This is a genomic window from Rhodanobacter glycinis, assembly GCF_006438785.1.
GTDB lineage: Bacteria > Pseudomonadota > Gammaproteobacteria > Xanthomonadales > Rhodanobacteraceae > Rhodanobacter > Rhodanobacter glycinis_A.
The window spans coordinates 1,078,387-1,101,825 of record NZ_RCZB01000001.1 but is presented as its reverse complement, the minus strand read 5'-3'; the positions used below and the strand labels follow the sequence as shown (position 1 = coordinate 1,101,825).

Here is a 23,439-nt window from a genome sequence, read left to right as displayed (position 1 = left end):
CGCTTGCATCAGCATCCATCACCGATGGCTGCGTCACCTGCGAGGGGAAGGTCATGAAGCGCACGCATCTGAGTCTGGCGATGGGTCTTACGTTCGGTCTGTTCTGTGTTGCGCCACTGAGTGCGCAACAGCAGGCTGCGGGCGAGACGGATACCGGCGCCACCAAACCGGCCAATGCCAAGCAACTGGGGCAGGTGACGGTGACTGCCCGCAAGCGCGAGGAGACCCTGCAGGATGTCCCGATCGCGGTCAGCGCATTCACCGCCGCCTCGCTGTTCAAGCAGAATGTGCAGAACCTGGCCGACCTGCAGGGCAAGGTGCCGTCGCTGCAGATATATGCCGCCCGCGGCTCCAACACCACGCTCACCGCCTACATCCGCGGCGTCGGCCAGGCCGACCCGACCTGGGGCTTCGATCCGGGCGTCGGCATCTATCTCGACGATGTGTATCTGGCGCGTCCGCAAGGCGCAGTACTCGACGTGTTCGACGTCAACCGGATCGAAGTGCTGCGCGGGCCGCAAGGCACGCTGTACGGCAAGAACACCATCGGCGGCGCGATCAAGTACGTCTCCAATCCGCTGCCGGTGAAGAGCGAAGGCTCGGTCGACGTGACGGTCGGCACGCGCGGCGAGAAGGACGTCAAGGCCAGCCTCGGCGGCGCCAGCGCCGACCACGTGTGGCGCGCGCGGGCGGCGGTGGCCAGCGAGCACAACGATGGCTTCGGCAAGAACCAGCTCACCGGCAGCCGCAATGGCAACAAGAACACGAACGCGGCACGCGCCACGCTCGGGTTCTTCCCGACCAGCAGCTTCAACGCGCAACTGTCGGTCGATGGCGTGCGCGACAACTCCAACCCGCGCGGCGCCAAGATGCTGATCGCCAACAAGCTCGACCCGGCCTACGCGCCGCTGTCGAGCGACTTCGACACCCGCGGCGGCATGGCACAGGTCAACCACACCAAGCTCTATGGCACGGCGTTGACCCTGAACTGGATCGCCAGCCAGGACTGGTCGTTCAAATCGGTCACCGCGCTGCGTGGATCGTCGACCCTGACCAACATCGACTTCGACACGCTCCCGCAAAAGATCGCCGACGTCAGCGCGATCTACAAGGACCACCAGTTCAGCCAGGAATTGCAGGCCAACTACGACGCCGGCGGCAGCGTGCATGGCGTTGCCGGCCTGTATTACTTCGACGGTTCAGCCACCGGGCAGATCCACAACATCTTCCTCGGCTCGCCGCCGTACAGCACGCTGGGCCTGTCGCAATACGGCAGCACCGGCGGGCGCATGGGCACCAAGAGCTACGCCGGCTACGGCGATTTCACCTGGGACCTCAGCCCGGCCTGGAGCCTGGACGTCGGCCTGCGCTACACGCACGAGACCAAGACCGCGCTGATCCAGAACTTCGGTTTCTCCGATGCAACCTTCAGCACGAGGGTCTCCACCGTCGCGAACTTCAGCGGATCGCACGCGACCAACAATGTCTCGCCGAAGGTTTCGCTCGACTGGAGCGCCAACGCGCAGATCAAGCTCTACGCCAGCTACAGCGAGGGCTTCCATTCGGGCGGCTACAACATCCGCGCCAACTGCGTCGCCGTGCCGGATTCGTGCCGCCCGATCGACGACGAGAAAGTGCAGTCGTTCGAGCTGGGCAGCAAGATGACCTTCCTCGACGACCGCCTGATGATGAATACCGCGGCGTTTCACAATGTCTACTCGAACATCCAGTTGTCGGTATTCAGTTCGTACACCTTGCCGAACGGCAGCCAGGGTTTCTTCGGCGATTTCACCAATGCCGGCAAGGGGCACATCGACGGACTGGAAGAGGAGTTCGCCTGGAAGCCGACCGAGGAGTGGACCTTCAGCGGCAACTTTGCGTACCTGCATACCAAGTACACCCAGTACCTGACCAAGGGCGTGAACGTCGCCGACCAGCAGAAGTTCACCAACGCACCGAAATGGTCGGGCGGGCTCTCGCTGGAAAACACCCACGCTCTGGCCAACGGTGGCAGCCTCACCGCGCGAGTCAATTACACCTATCAGAGCCTGGTGTATCCGGAGACCACGCTGTCGCCGCTGATCGCGCAGCCGGCCTACGGCCTGTGGAATGCGGGCGTGATCTGGCAGGTCAGCCAGCCGTGGACGCTGAGCCTGCAGGGCACCAACCTGGCCAACAAGTCGTACCGCACCACCGGCTACAACATCGGTTCGCTGGGCATTTTCACCGGCTTCTATGGCGCCCCGCGGATGGTCACCCTCAGTGCGCGCTATACGTTCTGATCGCGGCTGTTCGCGCCTGCGTTCGGCCTCATGCATGGGCGTTCCGAGCAGCTTTGCCGCATACATTTCGCGAAGCCTGACGGCCTGCGTTTTGCCAACGTCCCGCCCTAGTTGCAGGCGTGTGTCACGACGACTTGCAGCCGTCCCTGTCAAAGCCAGTACCTCTTCAGGAGTAGGACACATGGGCAATCGATGGATCCGGCAAGTCTTCGGTACGGTGCTGGCAGTCGGCGTCGGCATCGCCAGTGCGAAAGATGCCGGTGGGCCATTGCCGAGATTCAAGATCGATCGCGCGCGCGTGGCGGTGGTCGGTTTGTCCTCCGGTGCCTACATGGCCACCCAGGCGCAGCTGGCGTATCCGGAGCTGTTTCCGAATGCGGCACTGGTGGCTGGTGGCCCGTTCGGTTGCGCCGGCGGCAAGCTGGACGTCGCGCTCGGCAGCTGCATGAAGGGCGTGCCGGCACCGGATGTTGCCACGCTGCTGGCGAGCGCCGCGAAGCGTTCCGCCGCTGGCGAGATCGGAGCGCTGAAGGATCTCGCGCACGCGCATGTCTACCTGCTGCACGGCAGCGCCGACGCACTTGTGGCTCCGGCGGTGGCGGAGGCTGGTGCACATTTCTACGAGCAGTTGCGCGATGGCACGCCGGGGCTGAAGGGCATGCAGGTGCATGACGATGGCCAACGTGCATTCGCGCACAACTTGCCGGTGGCTGCCGCTGGCGACGATTGCGACAAATCGGTCGCGCCGTATCTCGGCCACTGCGGTTTCGATGCGGCGGGCGAGATTTTCGCGCAGATGTTCGGCAAGCCGGCGCATGCGGCGACCGCAGCGCACGGCCAGCTGCGCACGTTCGACCAGGACGCGCTGCGCCCCGATGGCGCCGATGCCTTCATGGCCAGCACCGGCTACGTCTACCTGCCACCGGCCTGCCTCGCCGGTAAACCGTGCGGCGTGGTGGTCGCGTACCACGGCTGCAAGCAGAACGCAGAAGCCGTGGGCGAGTCGTTCGTCAAGGACGCCGGCTTCAACCGCTGGGCCGACGTCTACAACGTGGCCGTGCTATATCCTCAAACCCGCGCAAGTTTCGCGCCCTTGAATCCGCAAGCATGCTGGGACTGGTGGGGATATTCCGGAGCCGACTACGACAGCCGCCACGGCGTGCAGTTGCGCTGGCTGGTGAACGCGGTACGCGCGCTGGGGTTGCCACCTACGTACTGATCGACGGCATGCGAAGCCGATCATGCTGAGCGCCGGCGTCATCGCCTTCGCCGCGCTGTGCTGGCTCGGTCTGCTGTTCGGTGTCGCTTTGCTCGGTGAGCGGCGTCCGCACATCTTCGAAAAACGCTGGGCGATCGTCTACGCGCTGTCGCTGGCGATCCACTGCACCTCGTGGACGTTCTACGGCACCGTCACCCAGGCCAGCCGCTCGGGCTGGTGGTTGCCGCCGACGTTTGTCGGGGCGATCCTGGTCTACCTGTTCGCGCTGAAATTCCTTGGCCGGCTGGTGCAGCTGGTGCGCGAGTACAACGCCGGTTCGCTGGCCGATCTGATCGCGGTGCGGCTGGGGCGACACTCGGGACTGGCGGCGCTGGTCACCGCGGTGGTGGTGATCGGTATCGTGCCGTACATCGCGTTGCAACTGAAGGCTGTGGCGATGAGCTACGGCATTCTCAGCCACGGCCAGTTGTCCGAATCCGATCCATGGCAGGACAGTGCGTTGTACGTGGCGCTGCTGATGGCGCTGTTCGCGATGCTGTTCGGCACGCGGCGCGCGTCGACCATGGCGCACAACCGCGGGCTGGTGCTGGCGATGGCGTTCGAGTCGCTGTTCAAACTCGGCGCGATGCTGGCGCTGGGCACCCTGCTGTTCACCGCGCTGCCGCCGGGCCTGCCGGTAAACGTGCCGCCGCCACCGGACAGCGGCGGCTTCCCGGCGTTGATCCTGCTCGGTGCACTGGCGATGTTCACCATGCCGCACCAGTTCTATGCGGGCATCGTGGAGTGCCGCAGCGACGGCAATCTGCGCACGGCGCGCTGGCTGTTTCCGCTGTACCTGTTGCTGATCTCGCTGCCGATCCTGCCGCTGGCGCGGATGGGCGACGCGTGGCTGGGATCGAGCGGCGTGTCGTCGGACATGTATGTGCTGGCGCTGCCGCTGGCGCGCGGCGAACACGGGCTGGCGCTGATCGCGTTTCTCGGCGGCCTCAGTGCCGCCACCAGCATGGTGGTGATCGCCACACTGACGTTGAGCCTGATGGTGGTCAACCACTTCATCGCTCCATTGCGCGTGCGCGCCGGCTGGGGCCGCGACGAACATGGCGACCTGCGCGGCGAGCTGCTGAACCATCGGCGCGTGGCGATCCTGGTGGTGATCCTGCTGGCGTGGGCGTACAGCCGCGCACTGGCGCGCAACGAAGCGCTCGCCGATATCGGCGCGATCTCGTTTTCCGCGCTGGCAGGATTGACGCCGGCGCTGCTGGCCGCGGTGTATCGCCCGCAACTGGGTTCGCGCGCAGTGATGGCCGGACTCGCCATGGGCACGCTGGTATGGATGTATGCGGTGCTGCCCGCCTTGCTGCCATCCGCGCCGTCGTGGCTGCATGCCGGCCCGTTCGGCCTGCACTGGCTGGCGCCGGATGGCCTGCTCGGGCTGGCCGACTGGAACCGGCTCGGTCGTGCGGTGGTGGTGAGCCTGCTGGTCAACATCGTGGTGATGCTCGCGGTGGCCGGATCGCGTTATGGCCGTGCTGCGCGCGCGGTCAGCGTGGGCGATGTCGGCCTGGTCGAACTGCGCGCGCTGGCGGCGCGCTTCCTGCCGCCCGAGCGGGTCGAGCATCTGTTCGACAGCGCACCCACGACCGGCCCCTCCGGCAGTGTGCGAGTCGCCCAGGTCGAGCATGAACTGGCCGCCGTGATTGGCGCCGCCTCGGCGCGCCTGCTGCTGGAAGTGGTGCACCGGCAGGGTCGCGACGATCTGGACACAGTGGTCGCCATCGTCGGCGAAGCGGCGCAGGACCTGCGCTTCAACCAGCGCGTGCAGGAAGCGGCGCTGGAGAACATGAGCCAGGGCATCTGCGTGGTCGATGCCGAGCTGCACCTGGTGGCATGGAACACGCCATACGCACGCCTGTTCAATTATCCGCCGGAGCTGCTGCAAGTCGGTCGTCCGGTCGCCGAGCTGACCCGTTACAACATCGACGCCGGCATGCTCGGCCCCGGGGAGGCGGAGCAGCGCGTGCAGCGCCGGCTAACCCACATGCGCGCCGGCACGCGACACTTGTCCGAGCGACGCTTTCCCGACGGCACCATCGTCGAGATCCGCGGCAACCCGATGCCCGGCGGCGGCTTCGTCGCCACCTTCACCGACGTTACCGCGTTTCGTCAGGCCGAGGACTCGCTCAAGCGCGTCAACGAAACGCTGGAACTGCGCGTGGAGGAGCGCACTCGTGCACTCGCCGCGGCCTCGGCCGAGGCGCAGGCCGCGAACGATGCGAAGAGCCGCTTCCTCGCCGCCGTCACCCACGACTTGATGCAGCCGCTGCACGCAGCGCAATTGTTTGCCCATTCGCTGACCGAGCACGGCAACGACGCCGCCACTGCGCAACATCTCAACGGCGCGCTTGCGGCCACCGAAGGCCTGCTCACCGGTCTGCTCGACGTGGCCCGGCTCGAAGGCGGCCGCCTGCATCCACAGCCGCGAGCATTTCCACTGGCCGAGGTACTCGATCCACTCGCCGCCGAATTCCGCGCCATCGCACTCGATCGCGGCGTGCAACTGGACGTGGTCGGCACGCGTGCATGGGTACGCTCCGATCCGCAGCTGCTGCGCCGCGTACTGCAGAACTTTCTGTCGAACGCGTTGCGTTATGCGGAACACGGACGCGTGCTGCTGGGCGTGCGCCGATCAGGCCAGCAATTGCGCGTGGAAGTGTGGGATACCGGGCCGGGCATCGCCCCGGGCGAGCAGCAGCTGATCTTCCAGGAATTCCGTCGCGGCAATGCTGCAGGCGGGCAGGGACTCGGCTTGGGTCTGTCCATCGCACAACGCATGGCCGGATTGCTCGGACATCCGCTCGGGTTGCGCTCATGGCTTGGCCGCGGCAGCGTGTTTGATCTCAGCATGCCGATGGCGCGTGCCGCGATACGGCTGCCGCCCATCGCCGATGCGCAGCAGTCATTGCCGGCAGGCCGTGCTCTGGTGCTCGACAACGAACCGGCTGCACTCGCCGCACTGAGCAGTCTGCTGACCAGCTGGGGTTGGCATGTGCATGCCGCGCGCAATGCCGAGCAGGCGCTGGCGGCGCCGTGGCGGCCGGATCTGCATATTCTCGATTTCCACCTCGACGGCGGCGACACCGGTTTCGATGTGTGGCATCAGCTGCGCGAGTTACACGCCGATGTGCCGACCGTGATGCTCACAGCGGATCGCGATGGGGAGTTGCGCCAGCGTTTGCTCGATGCAGGGCTGGGGGTGTTGTACAAGCCGTTGAAGCCGCTGGCGTTGCGGCAGGTGTTGCAGAGGGTGGTGGTGGGAGCGATACGGGCGTGATGCGGGGTTTTCACTACAACGGCAATTAGATTGGAGTAATGCGACGTTCGCTATCGGCCGATACGATAGTGTTGAAAAACTCGCTTCGAAACACCGGCTGAGCGGTTTCACCAAGCTGTTGCATCGACCGGTTGAGACCGCCGTCGAAAGCGGACATTACTAATCACAGCCGATACCCATCATCGGGTAGTACTCGAAAGTACAAGCGTTTGGGTATCGACACGGTCCATGTGATCCGCTCAACCAACTCGAGCTGGCTCACCCAAATCCAGCGACCGCAACAACATCCCCGCTTGCGTCCGGTTCCTTACCCTCAGCTTCTCGAAGATCGCCGTGACATGCGCCTTTACCGTGCGCTCCTGGATCGTCAGCCGATCGGCGATCTGCTTGTTGAGCAGGCCTTCGGCGAGCAATGCGAGCACGCGGGATTGCTGTTCGGTGAGGCGGGCGAGGCGACTGGCGAGATCGGTGTCGGCGGGATCGGCAGGCAATGCCGCGACGGCGTCGGCGAGGCCGGGTGGCAGCCAGTTGCCGCAGTCGAGCACGCTGCGGATCGCTTCGCCGATCTCGGTCGTGCTGGCGCTCTTGGGGATGAAGCCGGCGGCGCCGTGATCGATTACGCGGCGCACGATGCGCGGTTCGTCGTGGGCGGAGACCACCAGCACGGCGACACCGGGATGTTGGCCGCGCAGCGCGGCAAGTCCGGACAAGCCCTGGCTGCCGGGCATGTGCAGGTCGAGCAGCACGAGGTCGATGTCCGGTTCGGCGGCCAGCGCGGCGAGTACGCCGGGCAGGTCCGCAGCCTCGCGCACTACGCAATCGGGCAGGCTTTCGCTGGCAGCGAGGCGTAGTGCGGCGCGGAACAGCGGATGGTCGTCGGCGATCAGCAGGTTGGGCATGCCGTTGAAGTTAGCCGGCGGCGGCAGTCACGTCGAGTTCGGGGCGCGATATGGCATGGTCCCGGACTGGACTTTCGTACGATGGCGGGCGGCGATCGGCTTGTTATGGTGGCGGGATGAAGAAATCCGCCTGCCTTTCGACGCTGCTGTTCTTGCCGGTGCTGGCATCAGTCATGCTGTCGGCTTGTGTCCGCAGCCCGGTAACCAAGGAACCTGCCATGCGTGAGGTGGATTACGGCGAAGTACGGGTGACCGATCATCGCGGTCGCGACGACTTGCTGAGTGCAGGGCTGGGGCTGGCCGGCCTGGCCGGTTTGCCGCTGCCGTTTGTGAACCCGCTGGATCCCACCGCTGAAGAGCTGCGCCAACGGGCGATCCAGACCAACTGGAAAGGCATCGCCGATCTCGGCCCGCTGGGCGGCTATGGCACGGTGTATGGCGGCGTACCCGATGTGCCGGGTCGCGAATACCAGGCGTTTGCGCGCATCCCGGGCGCACGTGCACCGCATCGCGTGCTGCTGCAGTTGCCCGACCACTTCGACAAGCAGAAGCGTTGCCTTGTTGTCGCGCCGTCGTCGGGTTCGCGCGGCATCTACGGCGCGATCGCGCTGGCCGGTGCGTGGGGTCTGCCGCGCGGCTGCGCGGTGGCTTACACCGACAAGGGCACCGGTACCGGTTATTTCGACTACGCCGACAACAGCGGCGTGGCGCTGGACGGTCGCCATGCGAAACGCGGCGAGGCGGAGCTGGAGTTCCAGCCATCGCCGGCACCGCCGAGCGCGGGTATCGCGGTGAAACACATGCACTCGGGCGACAACCCGGAGGCCGACTGGGGCCGCCATGTGATCCAGGCGGCGCAGTTCGGGCTGGCCATGCTCGATCGCGCGTTTCCGGATCAGGCGCCGTTTACGCCGCAGAACACGAAGATCATCGCGACCGGCCTGTCCAATGGTGGTGGTGCCGTGCTGCAGGCGGCTGGTCTGGACAACGAGCATTTCTTCGCGGGCGTGGTGGCGCTGGAACCGAACGTCTACGCGACCGGGCACGGACGTGCGATGTACGACTACGCCACCGAGGCAGCGATCTGGTTGCCATGTGCATTGAGCAGCGCGCGCTTCGCCGGCGTACCGTTTGCCCGCATGCCGAACGGCATGCCGCCGCCGGCGTGGCTGCTGCGCTGTGCCAGCCTGCGCGCGCAGGGCAAATTGCGGGGTGACACGGTCGCCGAACAGGCGGAACAGGGCTACCAGTATCTGCAGGCCAGGGGCTGGACGGATGAGGCGATCAGCACGGCGGCCAGTACCACCGCGTTCGACCTGTGGCGGGTGATTGCTGCGGGTTACGCCTCGTCCTATCTGCGCCGGGGTGCCACCGACATGCCATGCGGCTTCCGCTATGCCGCGCTCGGCGTCGGCGGCCTGCCAGGCGCGACCGACCCTTTCGCCCGTGCCGGATGGTGGGCGGATGGCGCGGGCATTCCACCCGACAAGAGCATCGGCCTGTTCGGCGGCACCCAGGTCTCGACCGATCCCACCCTGATCGGCATGGAGTGCCTGCGTGCATTGTGGACTGGCGGCGATCACGAAGCGCAGGCGTTGCATGCTTCGATAGCCGCCGCTGCGGCCAGGTTGCCGCGCAGCGACCTGCCGCTGTGGATCGTGCATGGCGCCGGCGACGGGCTGCTGCCCACCGCATTCAGTTCCGAGCCGTATGTGGCGTGGCTGCGTGGGGAAGGACGCGAGCCGAATTATTGGCGAGTGCCGTACGCGCAACACTTCGATGCGTTCCTGGCCCTGCCCGGTTTCGGTGAACACCACGTGCCGCTGCTGCCGTTTGGCTATGCGGCACTGGATCGGTTGTGGTCATACCTGTACGAGGGCGCGACGTGGCCGACCGACGTGCCGACGCCGGCGGCACAGCCGCGTGGCGCGGGTGCGCTGGCGCGCAGCATGCTGGGCTTGCCGTAGGGAGCGGTGCTGCAAAAGTTCAGTGGGAGCGGCTTCAGCCGCGATGCCTTTGACATCAGTTCGGTAGCGCCGCGGCTGAAGCCGCTCCCACCACGGTGCATGCCTTGGGTGCTGCCGCTGGGGTATTCTTGGCAACCCTCGTGTCCGTGTCGTGGCACGGCGCAGCTTTTGAACCCAAGGATTTGCGATGACCATCAATGTCACCTTCACCACCAACCGCGGCCCGATCCACCTGCGCCTGCATGAAGACAAGGCGCCGGTCACGGTCGCCAACTTCGTCAACCTGGCCAAGCGCGGCTACTACGACGGGCTGTCGTTCCATCGCGTGATCGCCGACTTCATGGTCCAGGGCGGTTGCCCCGAGGGCAGTGGCCGCGGCGGCCCGGGCTACAAGTTCGAAGACGAGTTCAACGCCTCGCTGCGTCACGACAAGCCCGGCGTTCTGTCGATGGCCAACGCCGGCCCGCGTACAAACGGCAGCCAGTTCTTCATCACCCATGGCGCCACGCCGTGGCTGGACGGCAAGCACAGCGTGTTCGGCGAAGTGGTCGATGCGGCTGACATGGCCGTGGTCAACACGATCCAGCAGGGCGACACGATCGAGAAGGTCACCGTCGAAGGTGACGTCGATGCGCTGCTGAATGCGCAGTCCGATCGCGTGAAAGAGTGGAATGCGGTGCTCGACGAGCGCGGCTGAGTTTCCAGCCCTGGATTCGCAAGAAACCGCCGGTTTGCAGCCGGCGGTTTTTTTGTGCGCCGATGTCACGACAGGGCTGCTGGCGCAGGCCTATGATCGACGGGCGATACCTTCATTCACATCTTCCAGGGAGAACGATCATGTCATTCCTCAATGATTTGCTCGGTGATCAGGGACAGCAGGCGGGTAGTGGCTCGCTGATTGGCGTTGCTGGTCAGTTGATCGAGAAGGCTGGCGGTGTCCAGGGCCTGATCAGCATGCTGCAGCAGCACGGGCTCGGTGGCGCGGTGCAGTCGTGGGTCGGTACCGGCGCGAACCAGCCGGTATCGGGCGACCAACTGGGTCAGGCGCTGCAGAGCGGCGGTATGGGGTCGCTGGTGCAGGAGGCAGCCGGCAAGCTCGGCGTCGACCCGAACGAGTTGCTCGGCAAGCTTTCGCAGGTGTTGCCGCATGCGGTTGATCACCTGACGCCGGATGGCCAGGTGCCGGCTGACGGGCAGGGCGGCGGCGGTTTCAATCTGGGCATGCTCGAAGGCCTGGCCGGCGAGTTGCTCGGTGGCACGTCGCGAAGCTGATCCAGCCTGCAATGAAAACCCCGGCGAAGTTTCGCTTCGCCGGAATAGCTGCTCAAGCCGATTTGCGCCTGAGCAGGTGATAGATAAGCAGCAACACGATCGCGCCAACCACCGACGCGATGAACCCGGCCGATTGTCCTTCCTGATACCAGCCAAACACGTTCTGGCCTATCCAGGTCGCCAGCAGCGAGCCGGCGATGCCGATGATGGCGGTGATGATGAAGCCGCCCGGGTCCTTGCCCGGCATCAGCAGTTTGGCCACCAGGCCGACAATCAATCCAATCACGAATACCCAAAGCCAATGCATGCGGATCTCCTTCGGTCGTGAAGTTGCGATGTCCGCTGTGCAGACGTGGGCATCATGCCGTGATCGCCGCGGCATTGCAGCGAGCTGCCACAGCCAGCGCGAGGGTCTTGCTGGCGTGATAAAATCACCGCCTTTGCTTCCTCCCCCGCGTGAGATACCCATGCCCCAGCTCGCCCAGCGCGTCGGCCGCGCCAAACCCAGCGCGATCATGGTGATTGCCGAAAAGGCCCGGCAGCTCAAGGCTGCCGGCCGCGACATCATCAGTTTCTCGATCGGTGTGCCGAACTTCCTGCCGGGCGAGCATGTGTACGCCGCCGCGCGCGAAGCCTTGTCGCACGACTCGGGTCAGTACGGCAGCAACCGTGGCGCCGATGCGCTGCTGGACGCGTTCCTGAAGCACATCGAGGCACTCGGCTTCGACGGCTACACGCGGATGAACCTGTCGATCGGCATTGGCGCCAAGCAGGTGTTGTACAACCTGGCCGAGGCACTGCTCGACGAGGGCGACGAGATCTGCTTCGCGGCGCCGTACTGGACCAGCTACCGCGACATCGCCGATATCGTCGGCGCGAAGATCAATGTGATGCATTGCGGTGCGGAGCAGAACTACAAGCTCACCCCGGCGCAGCTTGATGCCGCGTTGGCGCGCAAGCCGAAGGTGTTCCTGTTCAACAACCCGTCCAATCCGACCGGCATGGTCTACACGGGCGAGGAGATTGCCGCGCTGGCCGAAGTGTTGGTGAAGCATCCGGATACCTGGGTGATCACCGACGACATCTACAACTCGATGGTGTTCGATGGCCTTGGCTACCATAACTTCGTGTTCGCGAAGCCCGAGTTGCGCGAGCGGGTGATCTTCGTCGATTCGGTGTCCAAGACCTATGGCATGCCGGGCTGGCGCGTTGGCCTGATCGCCGGACCGGAGTCGGTGGCGAAAGCGATCACCACGCTCAACTCCAATCACATCACCAGCCTGCCTGAAGTGATCACGGCAGCAGCGGTGGCGGCGCTCAGCGGTCCGCAGGATATTCCCAAGGCCAAGTGCGCCGAGTTCGCCGGCAAGCGCGACACCGTGTTCGCTGCGCTCAGCGCGATTCCCGGCGTCGTCTGCCCGCGGCCGCAGGGCGCGTTCTATGCGTTTCCGGATATTTCGGTGGCGTTTGGCAAGAGCCACAACGGCATCAAGATCGGCAATGACGTGGAGTTCTGCGCCGCGCTGCTGGAAGCCAAGGGCGTGGCCTGCGTGCCGGGCTCGGCGTTCGGCGAGCCGCGTGCGTTGCGCATTTCCTACACCTGCCCGACCGCACAGCTGGAGCCGGGACTCGCACGCATCGCCGAGTTCTTCGCCGAATTGAGCTGACTGCATTGACTGTGGGAACGGCTTCAGCCGCGATGGCTCTTTCGTGCAACATCAAATGCATCGCGGCTGAAGCCGCGCCCACGAAGAACTGAACATTCAACTGAGGAGTCACCGTCCATGAAAGCCCCCGTTCGAGTTGCCGTTACCGGCGCCGCCGGCCAGATCGGTTATGCCTTGCTGTTCCGCATTGCCGCTGGCGACATGCTGGGTCCGGATCAGCCGGTGATCCTGCACCTGCTGGAAATCACCCCGGCGCTGCCATCGCTGCAGGGCGTGGTGATGGAACTCAATGACTGCGCGTTCCCGACGCTGGCCGGCGTGGTCGCCACCGATGATGTCAACGTCGCGTTCAAGGACGTCGACTACGCACTGCTGGTCGGCGCGCGTCCGCGCGGTCCGGGCATGGAGCGCAAGGATCTGCTGGAAGCGAACGGCGCGATCTTCGGCCCGCAGGGCAAGGCGCTGAACGCGCACGCCAAGCGTGACGTAAAGGTGCTGGTGGTCGGCAACCCGGCCAACACCAATGCGCTGATCGCGCAGCAGAACGCGCCGGATCTGGATCCGAACTGCTTCACCGCGATGGTCCGCCTCGACCACAACCGCGCGCTGAGCCAGCTGGCCGAGAAGGCCGGCGCGCATACCACCGACATCCGCAAGATGACGATCTGGGGCAACCACAGCTCGACCCAGTACCCGGACATCCACCACGCCACCGTCAACGGCAAGGCCGCGATGTCGCTGATCGACCAGGCTTGGTACGAGAACGACTTCATCCCGACCGTGCAGCAGCGCGGCGCGGCGATCATCAAGGCGCGCGGCGCCTCGTCAGCAGCTTCCGCGGCATCGGCGGCGATCGACCACATGCGCTACTGGGCACAGGGCACCGCCGAGGGCGACTGGGTCTCGATGGGCATCCCGTCCGATGGTTCCTACGGTATCGCGCCGGGTGTGATCTACGGCTACCCGGTGACCGTGAAGGACGGCAAGTACACGATCGTGCAGGGTCTGGCGATCAACGACTTCTCGCGCGGCCGCATGGATGCCACCGACAAGGAACTGCGCGAAGAGCGTGCGGGTGTCGAGCACCTGTTCGCGAAGAAGTAAGCGAGTCTCTCAGCAGTCAAGTAGGGAAGGGCGGCTCCGGCCGTCCTTCCTTTTATGGGTTGGTCTGTCGTCCACAGCACTTCAGTGTGCCGTCGGCGCCAGACTGGCGAGCGCGTCTCGCACATAGCCCAGCAGCGCATCGTCCACCGAACTGCCACTGCGCAGGTCGGGTTCTTTCGCATACGCCTCACGGATGCGTGCGTGGGTGGCAGGGGCGTCGCCAGCGTAGGCGCGGAACAATTCCATCCAGCGCCGGGCCATCTGCTGCACCTTCGGGTCATCTGCGGGCGTGTTTTCATCCATGGCCTTGCGCAGATCGGCGATCAGCATCGGCCAGGCGTACATCTGCTTGCCGTAGTTGGCGCGCATGCGCTCCATGTCGTGCGCGTCCAGGTAGCGCGCGAAGATCGCCAGCCGCGCGGCGACGACCGATGCTTCCACGAAGGCCTGCAGTGCTTGCGTGATGCCGCTCTGCGCGCGGGCAGCGGGTTCGTTCTCGTTCATGGCGTGCAAGCGCATGAGGAACTCGGGGTTGTTCCCGGTGCCGCGTTCGATCATCGTCATCCAGCGCAGCGCGAGCATCTGCACGTCCGCGTATTCCGGGGTTGCGCCACGGTCCATCGCTGATTGCACGGCGCCGATCAGCGCACTCCATTCCACCTGCACATCCGGGTTGGTGTGCAGTGGCAGGGCCTTCAGTTCCTCGGGGGAAAAATACTTCTCGTACATCGTCATCAACTCCAGCGTGTCCAGCCAGTCGGCCAGGTCAGGGGACTGTCCGTTCGCCAGTTGCGTGCGCAGGTACACCAGCCGCTCACGCAGGTTTGCGGCCTCGGTCAGTTCGCGGTCGATCTGCGCGATCTGGCGGTCGACCACGTCAGCCAGTGGCTGTTGTGGTCCGGACAGGGCAGTGCCGATGTCGGTCAGCGACAGGCCAAGTTGGCGCAGGGCCTGGATGCGATGCAGACGTTCAATGTCCGCTCGCGCATAAAGCCGGTAGCCGGCACCGGACCGCGATGCGGGCTGGAGCAGGCCGATGGCGTCGTAGTGATGCAATGCGCGCACGGTCATTCCGCAGCGCCTGGCCAGTTCGCCCACAGTCAGCAACATCGTCCTCACTCCTTCCGCATCGCGTGCCGCATAGGCTGAGGGCTCACGTTACGTGAGGGTCAAGCGTTGCGGAAGCCGTCCCCGGCATTGGGCTAAGACTATGGTCGCGCTGATGTCATGCGCTGGCTTGGTCTAGGCTGGAGTACAGCGATAACCCGGAGGCTGGCATGCGCTACGAGGAGTTCTATCGACAGTCGATCGACGAGCCGGAGCAATTCTGGGCCGAGCAGGCGCGGCGGATCCACTGGGAGTCGCCGCCACAGCAGATCCTCGACCAGTCGAATCCGCCGTTCCGCCGCTGGTTCGTCGGTGGCACCACTAGCCTCTGCTACAACGCGGTCGACCGACACCTGGCCGAGCGTGCCGAGCAGCTGGCACTGGTGGCGATTTCCAGCGAAACGGGTGTCACCCGCGAGTTCACCTATCGCGAGCTGTACTGGGAAGTGAATGCGTTCGCCGCCGTGCTGCGGTCGCTGGACGTGGGTAAGGGCGACCGGGTGGTGATCTACTTGCCGAACATGGCCGAGGCGGTGTTCGCGATGCTGGCGTGCGCACGGATCGGTGCGATCCACTCTGTGGTGTTCGGCGGTTTTGCCGCGCACAACCTGGCGCTGCGCATCGACGACGCGCAGCCGAAGCTGCTGATCGCTGCCGATGCGGGCATGCGTGGCGGCAAGGTGATTCCGTACAAGCCGCTGGTGGATGCGGCATTGAACGAGTCCTCGGCGCCGCCACCGCATGTGCTGATTGTCGATCGTGGACTCGATCCGCAGATGACCCGCATGGCCGGGCGCGATCTCGATTTCGCCGAACTGCGCAGGGCGCACGAAGGCGTCGAAGTGCCGGTAACCTGGCTGGAATCGAACGAGCCGAGCTACCTGCTGTACACCTCCGGCACCACCGGCAGGCCGAAAGGCGTGCAGCGCGACGTGGGCGGCTATGCGGTGGCGATGGCATTGTCGATCCGCACCGTGTTCGACATCGCACCAGGACAGGTGATGTTTTCCACGTCGGACGTGGGTTGGGCGGTGGGGCATTCGTACAACGTCTATGGCCCGCTGATCGGCGGCGCCACTTCGCTGCTGTACGAGGGTATGCCAACGCGGCCGGACCCGGGCATCTGGTGGCAGCTCTGCGAGCGTTACGGTGTGCACACGATGTTCTCCTCGCCCACGGCGATCCGTGTGCTGAAGAAGCAGGACGAGAGCTGGCTGAAGAAGTACGACCTGTCGAAACTGAAGTGGTTGTTTCTCGCCGGCGAACCGCTGGACGAGCCGACCGCGCAGTGGATCACCGAGGCACTTGGGGTGCCAGTGATCGACAACTACTGGCAGACCGAGACCGGCTGGCCGGCGATCACGCTGATGCCGGGGCTGGAGTTGAAACCGACCAGGTTCGGCTCACCCGGGCTGCCGGCGCCGGGCTACAAGATGAAGGTGATCGACGAGAACACCGGCAAGGAAGTCGCCGCCGGCGTGAAAGGGGTACTGGTGTTCAAGCCGCCTTTGCCGCCGGGTTGCCTGACCACGGTATGGCGCGACGACGACCGTTACGTGTACAGCTATTTCAGCCACTTCAAGGAACTGCTGTACAGCTCGCTCGACTGGGCGGTACGCGACGAGGACGGCTATACGTTCATCCTCGGTCGCACCGACGACGTGATCAACGTGGCCGGCCATCGGTTGGGCACGCGCGAGATCGAGGAGGCGGTGGCCAGCCATCCGGCGGTGGCCGAGGCGGCGGTGGTCGGCATCAAGGACGAGCTGAAGGGGCAGGTGCCCATCGTGTTTGTCACGCTGAAGCAGGACGCGGGCGACGGCACCGGTGCGGTGACGCAGGCGATGCAGCAGTGCGTGGTGGATCAACTGGGTGGCCTGGCGAAACCGTCACGGGTTTACCTGGTGAATGCCTTGCCGAAGACCCGATCCGGCAAGTTGCTGCGCCGCTCGCTGCAAGCGCTGGCGGAACATCGCGATCCAGGCGACTTGTCGACGCTGGACGATCCGGGTGCGCTTGACGATATTCGCCGCGCGCTGGAGCGTGGGCCCGATCAAGGCAGTTGAGGGCCATCGAAACGAAGGGGACGGCTTGTGCCGTCCCCTTCGTTCCAGCTCAGGTGATCAAGCAGCTACTGCTTCTTTTTCCGTCTCCGCGACTAGAAGCGGGCTGCGGATCAGGTGATCGAACGCACTGAGCGCGGCAGTCGAGCCGGCCCCCATCGCGATCACGATCTGCTTGTACGGCACCGTGGTGGCGTCGCCCGCGGCGAACACGCCGGGCAGCGAAGTCTGGCCGCGTTCGTCGATGACGATCTCGCCGCGTGGCGACAGTTCCAGCGTGCCCTTCAGCCACTCGGTATTCGGCAGCAGGCCGATCTGCACGAAGATGCCTTCCAGTTCGAGCGTGTGCATCACGCCGTCGACGCGGTCCTTGTAGACCAGGCCGCTGACCTTCTGGCCATCGCCCAGCACCTCGGTACTCAGCGCACTGACGATGATGTCGACGTTGGGCAGGCTGCGCAGCTTGCGTTGCAGAACATCGTCCGCACGCAGCTTGCTGTCGAACTCGACCAGGGTGACGTGGCTGGTGATGCCGGCCAGGTCGATCGCCGCCTCGACGCCGGAGTTGCCGCCGCCGATCACCGCCACGCGCTTGCCCTTGAACAGCGGGCCGTCGCAGTGCGGGCAGTAGGCCACGCCCTTGTTGCGGTATTCGTCTTCGCCGGGTACGCCCATTTGCCGCCAGCGCGCACCGGTGGAGAGGATCACGGTTTTCGACTTCAGCGTGGCGCCGTTGGCCAGCTGCAGTTCGATCAGGCCGCCAGCCTCGGTTGCCGGCAGCAGTTTCTCGGCGCGTTGCAGGTTCATGATGTCGACGTCATAATCCTTGACGTGCTGTTCCAGTGCCGTAGCCAGCTTCGGGCCTTCGGTATAGCCGACCGAGACGAAGTTCTCGATCGCCATGGTGTCCAGTACCTGGCCGCCGAAACGCTCGGCCGCCACGCCGGTACGGATGCCCTTGCGCGCGGCGTAGATCGCCGCGGCCGAGCCGGCCGGGCCACCGCCGACGACGAGTACGTCGAATGCATCCTTGGTCTTGATCTTCTCGGCTTCGCGCTGGGCGGCGCCGGTGTCGAGTCTGGCCAGGATCTGCTCCAGGCTCATGCGACCCTGATCGAACACTTCGCCGTTGAGGTAGACGGTCGGCACCGACATCACCTGGCGTGCGTCGACCTCATCCTGGTACAGCGCGCCATCAATGGCGACGTGCTGGATCTTCGGATTCAGCACGCTCATCAGGTTCAGTGCCTGCACCACGTCCGGGCAGTTCTGGCAGGACAGCGAGAAATAGGTTTCGAAGCGGAGCACTCCGTCGGGAGCGGGGCCATTGAGATTCTTCACTTGCTCGATCACGTCCGCCGCAGTCTTGGACGGATGGCCGCCGACCTGCAGCAGGGCGAGCACGAGTGACGTGAATTCATGGCCCATCGGAATACCGGCGAAGCGCACGCCGATGTCGCTGCCGACACGGTTGATCGCAAACGAGGGCTTGCGCTCGTTGTCGTCGCGGCGAACCAGGGTGATCTGATCGGACAGCGCGGTGATTTCCTCGAGCAGTTCGTTCAGCTCAGCGGATTTGGCGCTGTCATCCAGGGACGCAACGATCTCGATCGGCTGCGTGACCTTTTCGAGATAGGCCTTCAACTGGGCTTTGAGATGGGCATCCAACATGACGGACTCCGTGGGTTTCTTCGGGATGTGCGTGGCGAGCACCCGGGCGGACCCGGGCATCGTGGTTGCACTATGTTTCGGTGGTTCGGACCCGGAAGAACTCCGGGTCCGTGGCGCATAACGCGCAGTACTGCTTAGATCTTGCCGACCAGGTCCAGCGACGGTGCCAGGGTCTTCTCGCCTTCCTTCCACTTGGCCGGGCAGACTTCGCCCGGATGGGAGGCGACGTACTGCGCGGCCTTGACCTTGCGCAGCAGCTCGGTTGCGTCACGGCCAATGCCGCCGGCGGTGATCTCGACGATCTGGATCTTGCCCGACGGATCGATCACGAAGGTGCCGCGATCGGCGATGCCAGCGTTTTCGATCAGCACCTCGAAGTTCTTCGAGATCTGATGGGTCGGGTCGCCAACCATCGTGTAGTTGATCTTCTTCACCGCGTCGGAGGTGTCGTGCCAGGCCTTGTGGGCGAAATGGGTGTCGGTTGAGACCGAGTAAATCTCGACGCCCAGCTTCTGGAACTCGGCATAGTTGTCGGCCAGGTCCTCGAGCTCCGTCGGGCAGACGAAGGTGAAGTCGGCCGGGTAGAAAAACATGACGGACCACTTGCCCTTCAGATCGGCATCGGAAACTTCAATGAACTGACCATTCTTGAGAGCCTGTGCCTTGAACGGTTTGATTTCGGTATTGATCAGGGACATCGTTGGTTTTCCCGTGGTGGTTGAAAGTGAGTATGAGGATATGGCGTTCAATCCGATTAATCTAATTGATTGTCAGCATCGCCTCGATTGGCACTGGCTATGACAACGATCCGTTGCGAACACGCCCGGGCCAGCCTTCAACCACGCCGGGCGTGACTTGATCTAGCTGGTGGCTGCCAGTCGATTTCGCAACTGCCTGTCGACAACGGTGGCGGTGACGATGTCGCTGCCGACGTTCACCGTGGTACGCATCATGTCGAGGATGCGGTCCACGCCGATGATGATGCCGAGGCCTTCGGGCGGAATGCCGAAGGTCGCGAGCAAGCCGGCGATCATCGGCAACGAGCCACCGGGAATACCCGCGACCGCCACTGCGCTCAGCACTGACAGCAGCATCAGCACAGCCTGCTGGCCCAACGCCAGCTCCACGCCGAACGCTTGCGCCACGAACAGCACTACGCAGCCCTCGAACAGGGCCGTGCCGCTCATGTTCATGGTCGCACCCAGCGGCAGCACGAAGCCGGCGGTGCTGGGCGCGAGCTTCAGCTCGTCGCGCGCCACCGCCAGCGAGGCGGGCAGGCAGGCGTTGCTGGAGCTGGTCGAGAACGCGGTGATCAGCAGCGGCCGGATCTGCCGGAAGTAAGCCAGCGGCGAGCGTCCGGCCAGGAAGCGCAGCCACAGCGACATGGTGCCGAACAGGTGCAGGGCCAGCGCCACGGTGCAGCCGACCACGAACACCGACAGCGCCAGCAGTACGTCCAGACCCACCTTGACGATCACGCTGTAGATCATCGCCGGCACCGCGAACGGCGCCAGCTGCAGGGCGAAGCCGACAATCCGTGTCATCAGGTCGGTGACCGTGTCGAGCGCGACCTGTACCCGCTTGCGCTCCTTCTCCCTGAGCTGGGTGGCGGCAGCACCCAGCAGGATCGCGAACACGATCAACGGCAGCACGTCGCCCAGCGTATCCCGGCTGGGTCCGGCCACAGCGCCGAGCAGGTTGCGGGCATGAACATCTCCACCAGCGTGGCGAAGCTCATGCTCGGCTGCGCGGCCTCCCTCTCGATGGTCTGTTGTGCGCGGCTGCCGTATTCCTGCATCAGCTCGGTGCGGGCCTGCTCGTCCAGGTGGTGCCCTGGCTGCACCGTATTCATCATCACCAGGCCGATCGCCACGGCGATGCCCATGTTGAGGAAGAACAACAGAAACGTGCGACCGGCCAACGGACCGAGCCGATCCAGCCGGCCGAGCTGGGCCACACCGGAAGCCAGCGAGGTGAACACCAGCGGGATCACCACGAAGAACAGCATGCGCAGGAAGATCTGCCCGAGCGGATCGAACACGGCGCCGGAGATCTTCTGCATCACGCTCAGCGTCGCCGGGTGCAGTCGACCAATGCCCAGGGTAACCACGGCAGCGACGATGCCAATCACCAGGCCCCACAGGATGCGCTTTGCCAAGGGAGTTGATGTGCTCATGCGGTTGAATGTACGGGCTGGCCGCGGCTTCGTCACGCAGGATTTTGCGAAGATGCCGCCCATGCCGGGGTCTGCCCGACCGACCTGCCGAAGGCCGGACGTCGTACTGCGCTAAAATGACCGTTTTAACGGAGGCGACATGACTCATCCAGCATCCCCCGGAGCGCGTTTCCGCGCCGCCGTTGCCGAGGAACAGCCGCTGCAGGTCGTCGGCGCGATCACCGCCTATGCCGCACGGATGGCCAAGCGCAGCGGCTTCAAGGCGATCTACCTGTCCGGCGGTGGCGTCGCAGCCAACTCGCTGGGCATGCCGGATCTGGGCATCAGCTCGATGGAAGATGTGCTCACCGACATCCGCCGCATCACCGATGTCTGCGACCTGCCGTTGCTGGTCGACGTCGATACTGGCTGGGGCGGCGCGTTCAACATCGCACGCACGGTACGTTCGCTGATCAAGGCTGGCGCTGGCGCGCTGCATATCGAGGATCAGGTCGCCGCGAAGCGCTGCGGTCATCGTCCGGGCAAGGCGATCGTGTCGAAGGATGAGATGGTCGATCGGGTCAAGGCCGCGGTGGACGCCCGCAGCGACGAGCAATTCGTGATCATGGCGCGGACTGATTCGATCGCGGTGGAAGGTTTGGAATCAGCGATCGAACGGGCGCAGGCCTGTGTCGAGGCTGGTGCCGACATGATCTTCCCCGAGGCGATCTACACGCTGGAGCAGTACCGTCAGTTCAAGGCGGCGGTGAAGGTGCCGATCCTGGCCAACATCACCGAGTTCGGTCAGACCCCGCTGTTCACTCGCGACGAGCTGGCCAGCGCGAATGTCGACATCATCCTGTACTGCTGTGGTGCGTATCGGGCAATGAACAAGGCGGCGCTGAATTTCTACGAGACGGTGCGTCGCGATGGCACCCAGAAAGCGGCCGTGCCGACCATGCAGACGCGCGAGGAGCTGTACGACTACCTCGACTACCACGCCTATGAGCGCAAGCTCGACGAATTGTTTGCCGACGGCAAATCCGACTGATCGACGCGTTCCTTCACCAAGCCGTGCCGGCCTGCCGGCATGTCTCCATTGATCGAGGTTCCATCCATGAGCGAAACCACGCAAACGTTGCCCAAGGCCAAGAAATCCGTCGCGTTGTCCGGTGTTGCCGCCGGCAACACAGCGCTGTGCACGGTCGGCCGCAGCGGCAACGACCTGCATTATCGCGGCTACGACATCCATGACCTGGCCGCCAAGGGCTGCTTCGAGGAAGTGGCTTATCTGCTGGTGCACGGCGTGCTGCCGAATTGGACCGAGCTGAACAACTACCGCGCGCGCCTGAAGCGCCTGCGCGGATTGCCGGCGCCGGTGAAGGCCTCGCTGGAGTTGCTGCCGGCCGCGACGCATCCGATGGACGTGATGCGCACCGGCTGCTCGGTGCTCGGCACCGTGCTGCCGGAAAAGGACGACCACAACGTCACCGGCGCGCGCGAAATCGCCGACCGCCTGATGGCCAGCTTCGGTTCAATGCTGCTGTACTGGTACCACTTCAGCCACAACGGCAAGCGCATCGAGACGCAGACCGACGACGACTCGATCGCCGCGCACTTCCTGCACCTGCTGCACGGCAAGAAACCGAGCGAGCTGCACGCACAGGCGCTGGACAAGTCGCTGGTGCTGTACGCCGAGCATGAGTTCAATGCCTCGACGTTCGCCGCACGCGTGATTGCAGGCACCGGTTCGGACATGTACTCGGCGCTCACCGGTGCGATCGGTGCGCTGCGCGGCCCCAAGCACGGCGGCGCGAACGAAGTGGCGATGGAAATCATCGCGCGCTACCGCAGCGCCAATGATGCGGAGGCCGATATCCGCGCCCGCGTCGAGCGCAAGGAAATCATCATCGGCTTCGGTCACCCGGTATATACGGTGTCCGATCCGCGCAACGAGATCATCAAGGAGATCTCGCGCAAGCTGTGCATCGACGGTGGCAATCCGGCTCTGTTTGATGTCTCCGAGCGCATCGAGAAGGTGATGGCCGAGGTCAAGAAGATGTTCCCCAATCTCGACTGGTTCTCCGCCAGCGCGTACCACATGATGGGCGTACCCACCGCGATGTTCACGCCGCTGTTCGTGATCGCCCGCACCTCCGGCTGGAGCGCGCACGTGATCGAGCAGCGCGAGGACGGCAAGATCATCCGCCCCAGCGCGAATTACACTGGTCCGGAAGATCAGGCTTACATGCCGATCGACAAGCGCTGAGCAAGGGCGCATTGACAAGAAAAAGGGAGCCTCGTGGCTCCCTTTTTCTTGTCTGGGAAATGATGAAATCGGTTGCGCAAGGCGTTCCGGATGATTCGAGTCGTTCCCGCGACCATTCAGCTGTATCAATTTTGTTACATGTTGCGTAAGGCGCTGCGGGGTCGGTATCTGTGCCGGATTCCCGATTCCACGTGGATAGGCGAGTCAGCGGCGACGCCGATGTGTTGCGGAACTGATTCAGTTCGCGGTTTTCGCCACCGGGCTTGCGGTATGCCTTCCAGTACGCAGGACACTCCAATAAATTGATTTATAAGCAAATTAACCGCAGTCGGAAAAAGCTTTCCGGGCTGGCGCGAAGATTGCTCCAGCTGCTTGCTTCACGGCAAAAACAGGGGGTTCACCGCATCGTTCCAGGAGAGCAAACATGCGAAAG

General features: G+C 64.4%; 18 protein-coding genes. 11 read left to right on the top strand and 7 right to left on the bottom strand.

The genetic code is table 11. The features are described from left to right. Positions 1-53: 53 nt before the first annotated feature. The 3 genes from EAH75_RS05350 (at position 54) to EAH75_RS05340 (ending at position 6,832) form a co-directional block, all read left to right on the top strand. Entirely contained in the window at positions 54-2,282 is a 2,229-nt protein-coding gene (locus tag EAH75_RS05350) for a TonB-dependent receptor (RefSeq protein WP_140651141.1), read from the top strand. A 181-nt stretch (positions 2,283-2,463) separates the two neighbouring features. Next, entirely contained in the window at positions 2,464-3,501 is a 1,038-nt protein-coding gene (locus EAH75_RS05345; protein WP_140651144.1) for an extracellular catalytic domain type 2 short-chain-length polyhydroxyalkanoate depolymerase, read from the top strand. A gap of 22 nt (positions 3,502-3,523) precedes the next feature. After that, entirely contained in the window at positions 3,524-6,832 is a 3,309-nt protein-coding gene (locus EAH75_RS05340; protein ID WP_140651146.1) for a PAS-domain containing protein, read from the top strand. A 239-nt stretch (positions 6,833-7,071) separates the two neighbouring features. On the opposite strand, the gene EAH75_RS05335 is transcribed toward EAH75_RS05340, so the two are convergent. After that, positions 7,072-7,731, bottom strand: coding sequence for a response regulator transcription factor (locus tag EAH75_RS05335; protein WP_140651149.1), 660 nt, complete (start codon positions 7,729-7,731; stop codon positions 7,072-7,074). A gap of 218 nt (positions 7,732-7,949) precedes the next feature. Here EAH75_RS05335 and EAH75_RS05330 point away from each other — a divergent pair, with 218 nt between their 5' ends. From EAH75_RS05330 to EAH75_RS05320, 3 genes are all read left to right on the top strand, one after another. Next, complete coding sequence (locus EAH75_RS05330) at positions 7,950-9,698, top strand: 3-hydroxybutyrate oligomer hydrolase family protein (protein WP_140804681.1); 1,749 nt, start codon at positions 7,950-7,952, stop codon at positions 9,696-9,698. Positions 9,699-9,885: 187 nt separating this feature from the next. Next, on the top strand, positions 9,886-10,395 hold the full coding sequence (locus EAH75_RS05325; RefSeq protein WP_140651154.1) for a peptidylprolyl isomerase: 510 nt from the start codon (positions 9,886-9,888) through the stop codon (positions 10,393-10,395). Positions 10,396-10,535: 140 nt separating this feature from the next. Beyond that, positions 10,536-10,970 (top strand): YidB family protein, encoded by a 435-nt coding sequence (locus EAH75_RS05320; protein WP_140651156.1) that lies wholly within the window; start codon positions 10,536-10,538, stop codon positions 10,968-10,970. Between the two features lie 52 nt (positions 10,971-11,022). Here the strand turns inward: EAH75_RS05320 and EAH75_RS20140 are convergent, their stop codons facing one another. Further along, positions 11,023-11,439, bottom strand: a complete 417-nt coding sequence (locus EAH75_RS20140; RefSeq protein ID WP_428993491.1) for a GlsB/YeaQ/YmgE family stress response membrane protein — start codon at positions 11,437-11,439, stop codon at positions 11,023-11,025. Here EAH75_RS20140 and EAH75_RS05310 point away from each other — a divergent pair. Beyond that, entirely contained in the window at positions 11,438-12,637 is a 1,200-nt protein-coding gene (locus EAH75_RS05310; RefSeq protein WP_140651158.1) for a pyridoxal phosphate-dependent aminotransferase, read from the top strand. The genes EAH75_RS20140 and EAH75_RS05310 overlap by 2 nt on opposite strands. A gap of 117 nt (positions 12,638-12,754) precedes the next feature. Next, positions 12,755-13,741: a malate dehydrogenase gene (locus tag EAH75_RS05305; RefSeq protein ID WP_140651160.1), complete on the top strand. Its 987-nt coding sequence runs from the start codon at positions 12,755-12,757 to the stop codon at positions 13,739-13,741. A gap of 81 nt (positions 13,742-13,822) precedes the next feature. Here the strand turns inward: EAH75_RS05305 and EAH75_RS05300 are convergent, their stop codons facing one another. After that, the gene (locus EAH75_RS05300; RefSeq protein ID WP_140651163.1) at positions 13,823-14,851 is read right to left on the bottom strand and encodes a MerR family transcriptional regulator; all 1,029 of its coding nucleotides are present in this window, start codon (positions 14,849-14,851) and stop codon (positions 13,823-13,825) included. A 167-nt stretch (positions 14,852-15,018) separates the two neighbouring features. Here EAH75_RS05300 and prpE point away from each other — a divergent pair, with 167 nt between their 5' ends. Then, positions 15,019-16,914: a propionate--CoA ligase gene (gene prpE / locus EAH75_RS05295; protein ID WP_140651166.1), complete on the top strand. Its 1,896-nt coding sequence runs from the start codon at positions 15,019-15,021 to the stop codon at positions 16,912-16,914. A gap of 57 nt (positions 16,915-16,971) precedes the next feature. Here prpE and ahpF read toward each other — a convergent pair whose 3' ends face one another. The 4 genes from ahpF to EAH75_RS20030 all read right to left on the bottom strand — a co-directional run bounded on the left by ahpF (position 16,972) and on the right by EAH75_RS20030 (position 20,740). Continuing rightward, positions 16,972-18,582, bottom strand: coding sequence for an alkyl hydroperoxide reductase subunit F (gene ahpF, locus EAH75_RS05290; RefSeq protein WP_140651168.1), 1,611 nt, complete (start codon positions 18,580-18,582; stop codon positions 16,972-16,974). A gap of 134 nt (positions 18,583-18,716) precedes the next feature. After that, positions 18,717-19,280, bottom strand: coding sequence for an alkyl hydroperoxide reductase subunit C (ahpC, locus tag EAH75_RS05285; RefSeq protein ID WP_161596197.1), 564 nt, complete (start codon positions 19,278-19,280; stop codon positions 18,717-18,719). 162 nt (positions 19,281-19,442) lie between these two features. Next, entirely contained in the window at positions 19,443-20,267 is an 825-nt protein-coding gene (locus EAH75_RS20035) for a dicarboxylate/amino acid:cation symporter (RefSeq protein WP_277752528.1), read from the bottom strand. Then, a complete protein-coding gene (locus EAH75_RS20030) occupies positions 20,222-20,740 on the bottom strand; it encodes a cation:dicarboxylate symporter family transporter (RefSeq protein WP_277752527.1) in 519 nt (172 codons plus the stop codon). The genes EAH75_RS20035 and EAH75_RS20030 overlap by 46 nt, the downstream gene beginning before the upstream one ends. Before the next feature lie 157 nt (positions 20,741-20,897). On the opposite strand from EAH75_RS20030, the gene prpB reads away from it, so the two are divergent. Then, positions 20,898-21,788 carry a methylisocitrate lyase gene (prpB, locus tag EAH75_RS05275; RefSeq protein ID WP_140651173.1) on the top strand — a complete coding sequence of 297 codons (891 nt, stop codon included), beginning with the start codon at positions 20,898-20,900 and terminating at the stop codon, positions 21,786-21,788. A 66-nt stretch (positions 21,789-21,854) separates the two neighbouring features. Continuing rightward, positions 21,855-23,006, top strand: coding sequence for a bifunctional 2-methylcitrate synthase/citrate synthase (gene prpC / locus EAH75_RS05270; RefSeq protein ID WP_140651176.1), 1,152 nt, complete (start codon positions 21,855-21,857; stop codon positions 23,004-23,006). The last annotated feature ends 433 nt before the right edge of the window (positions 23,007-23,439 follow it).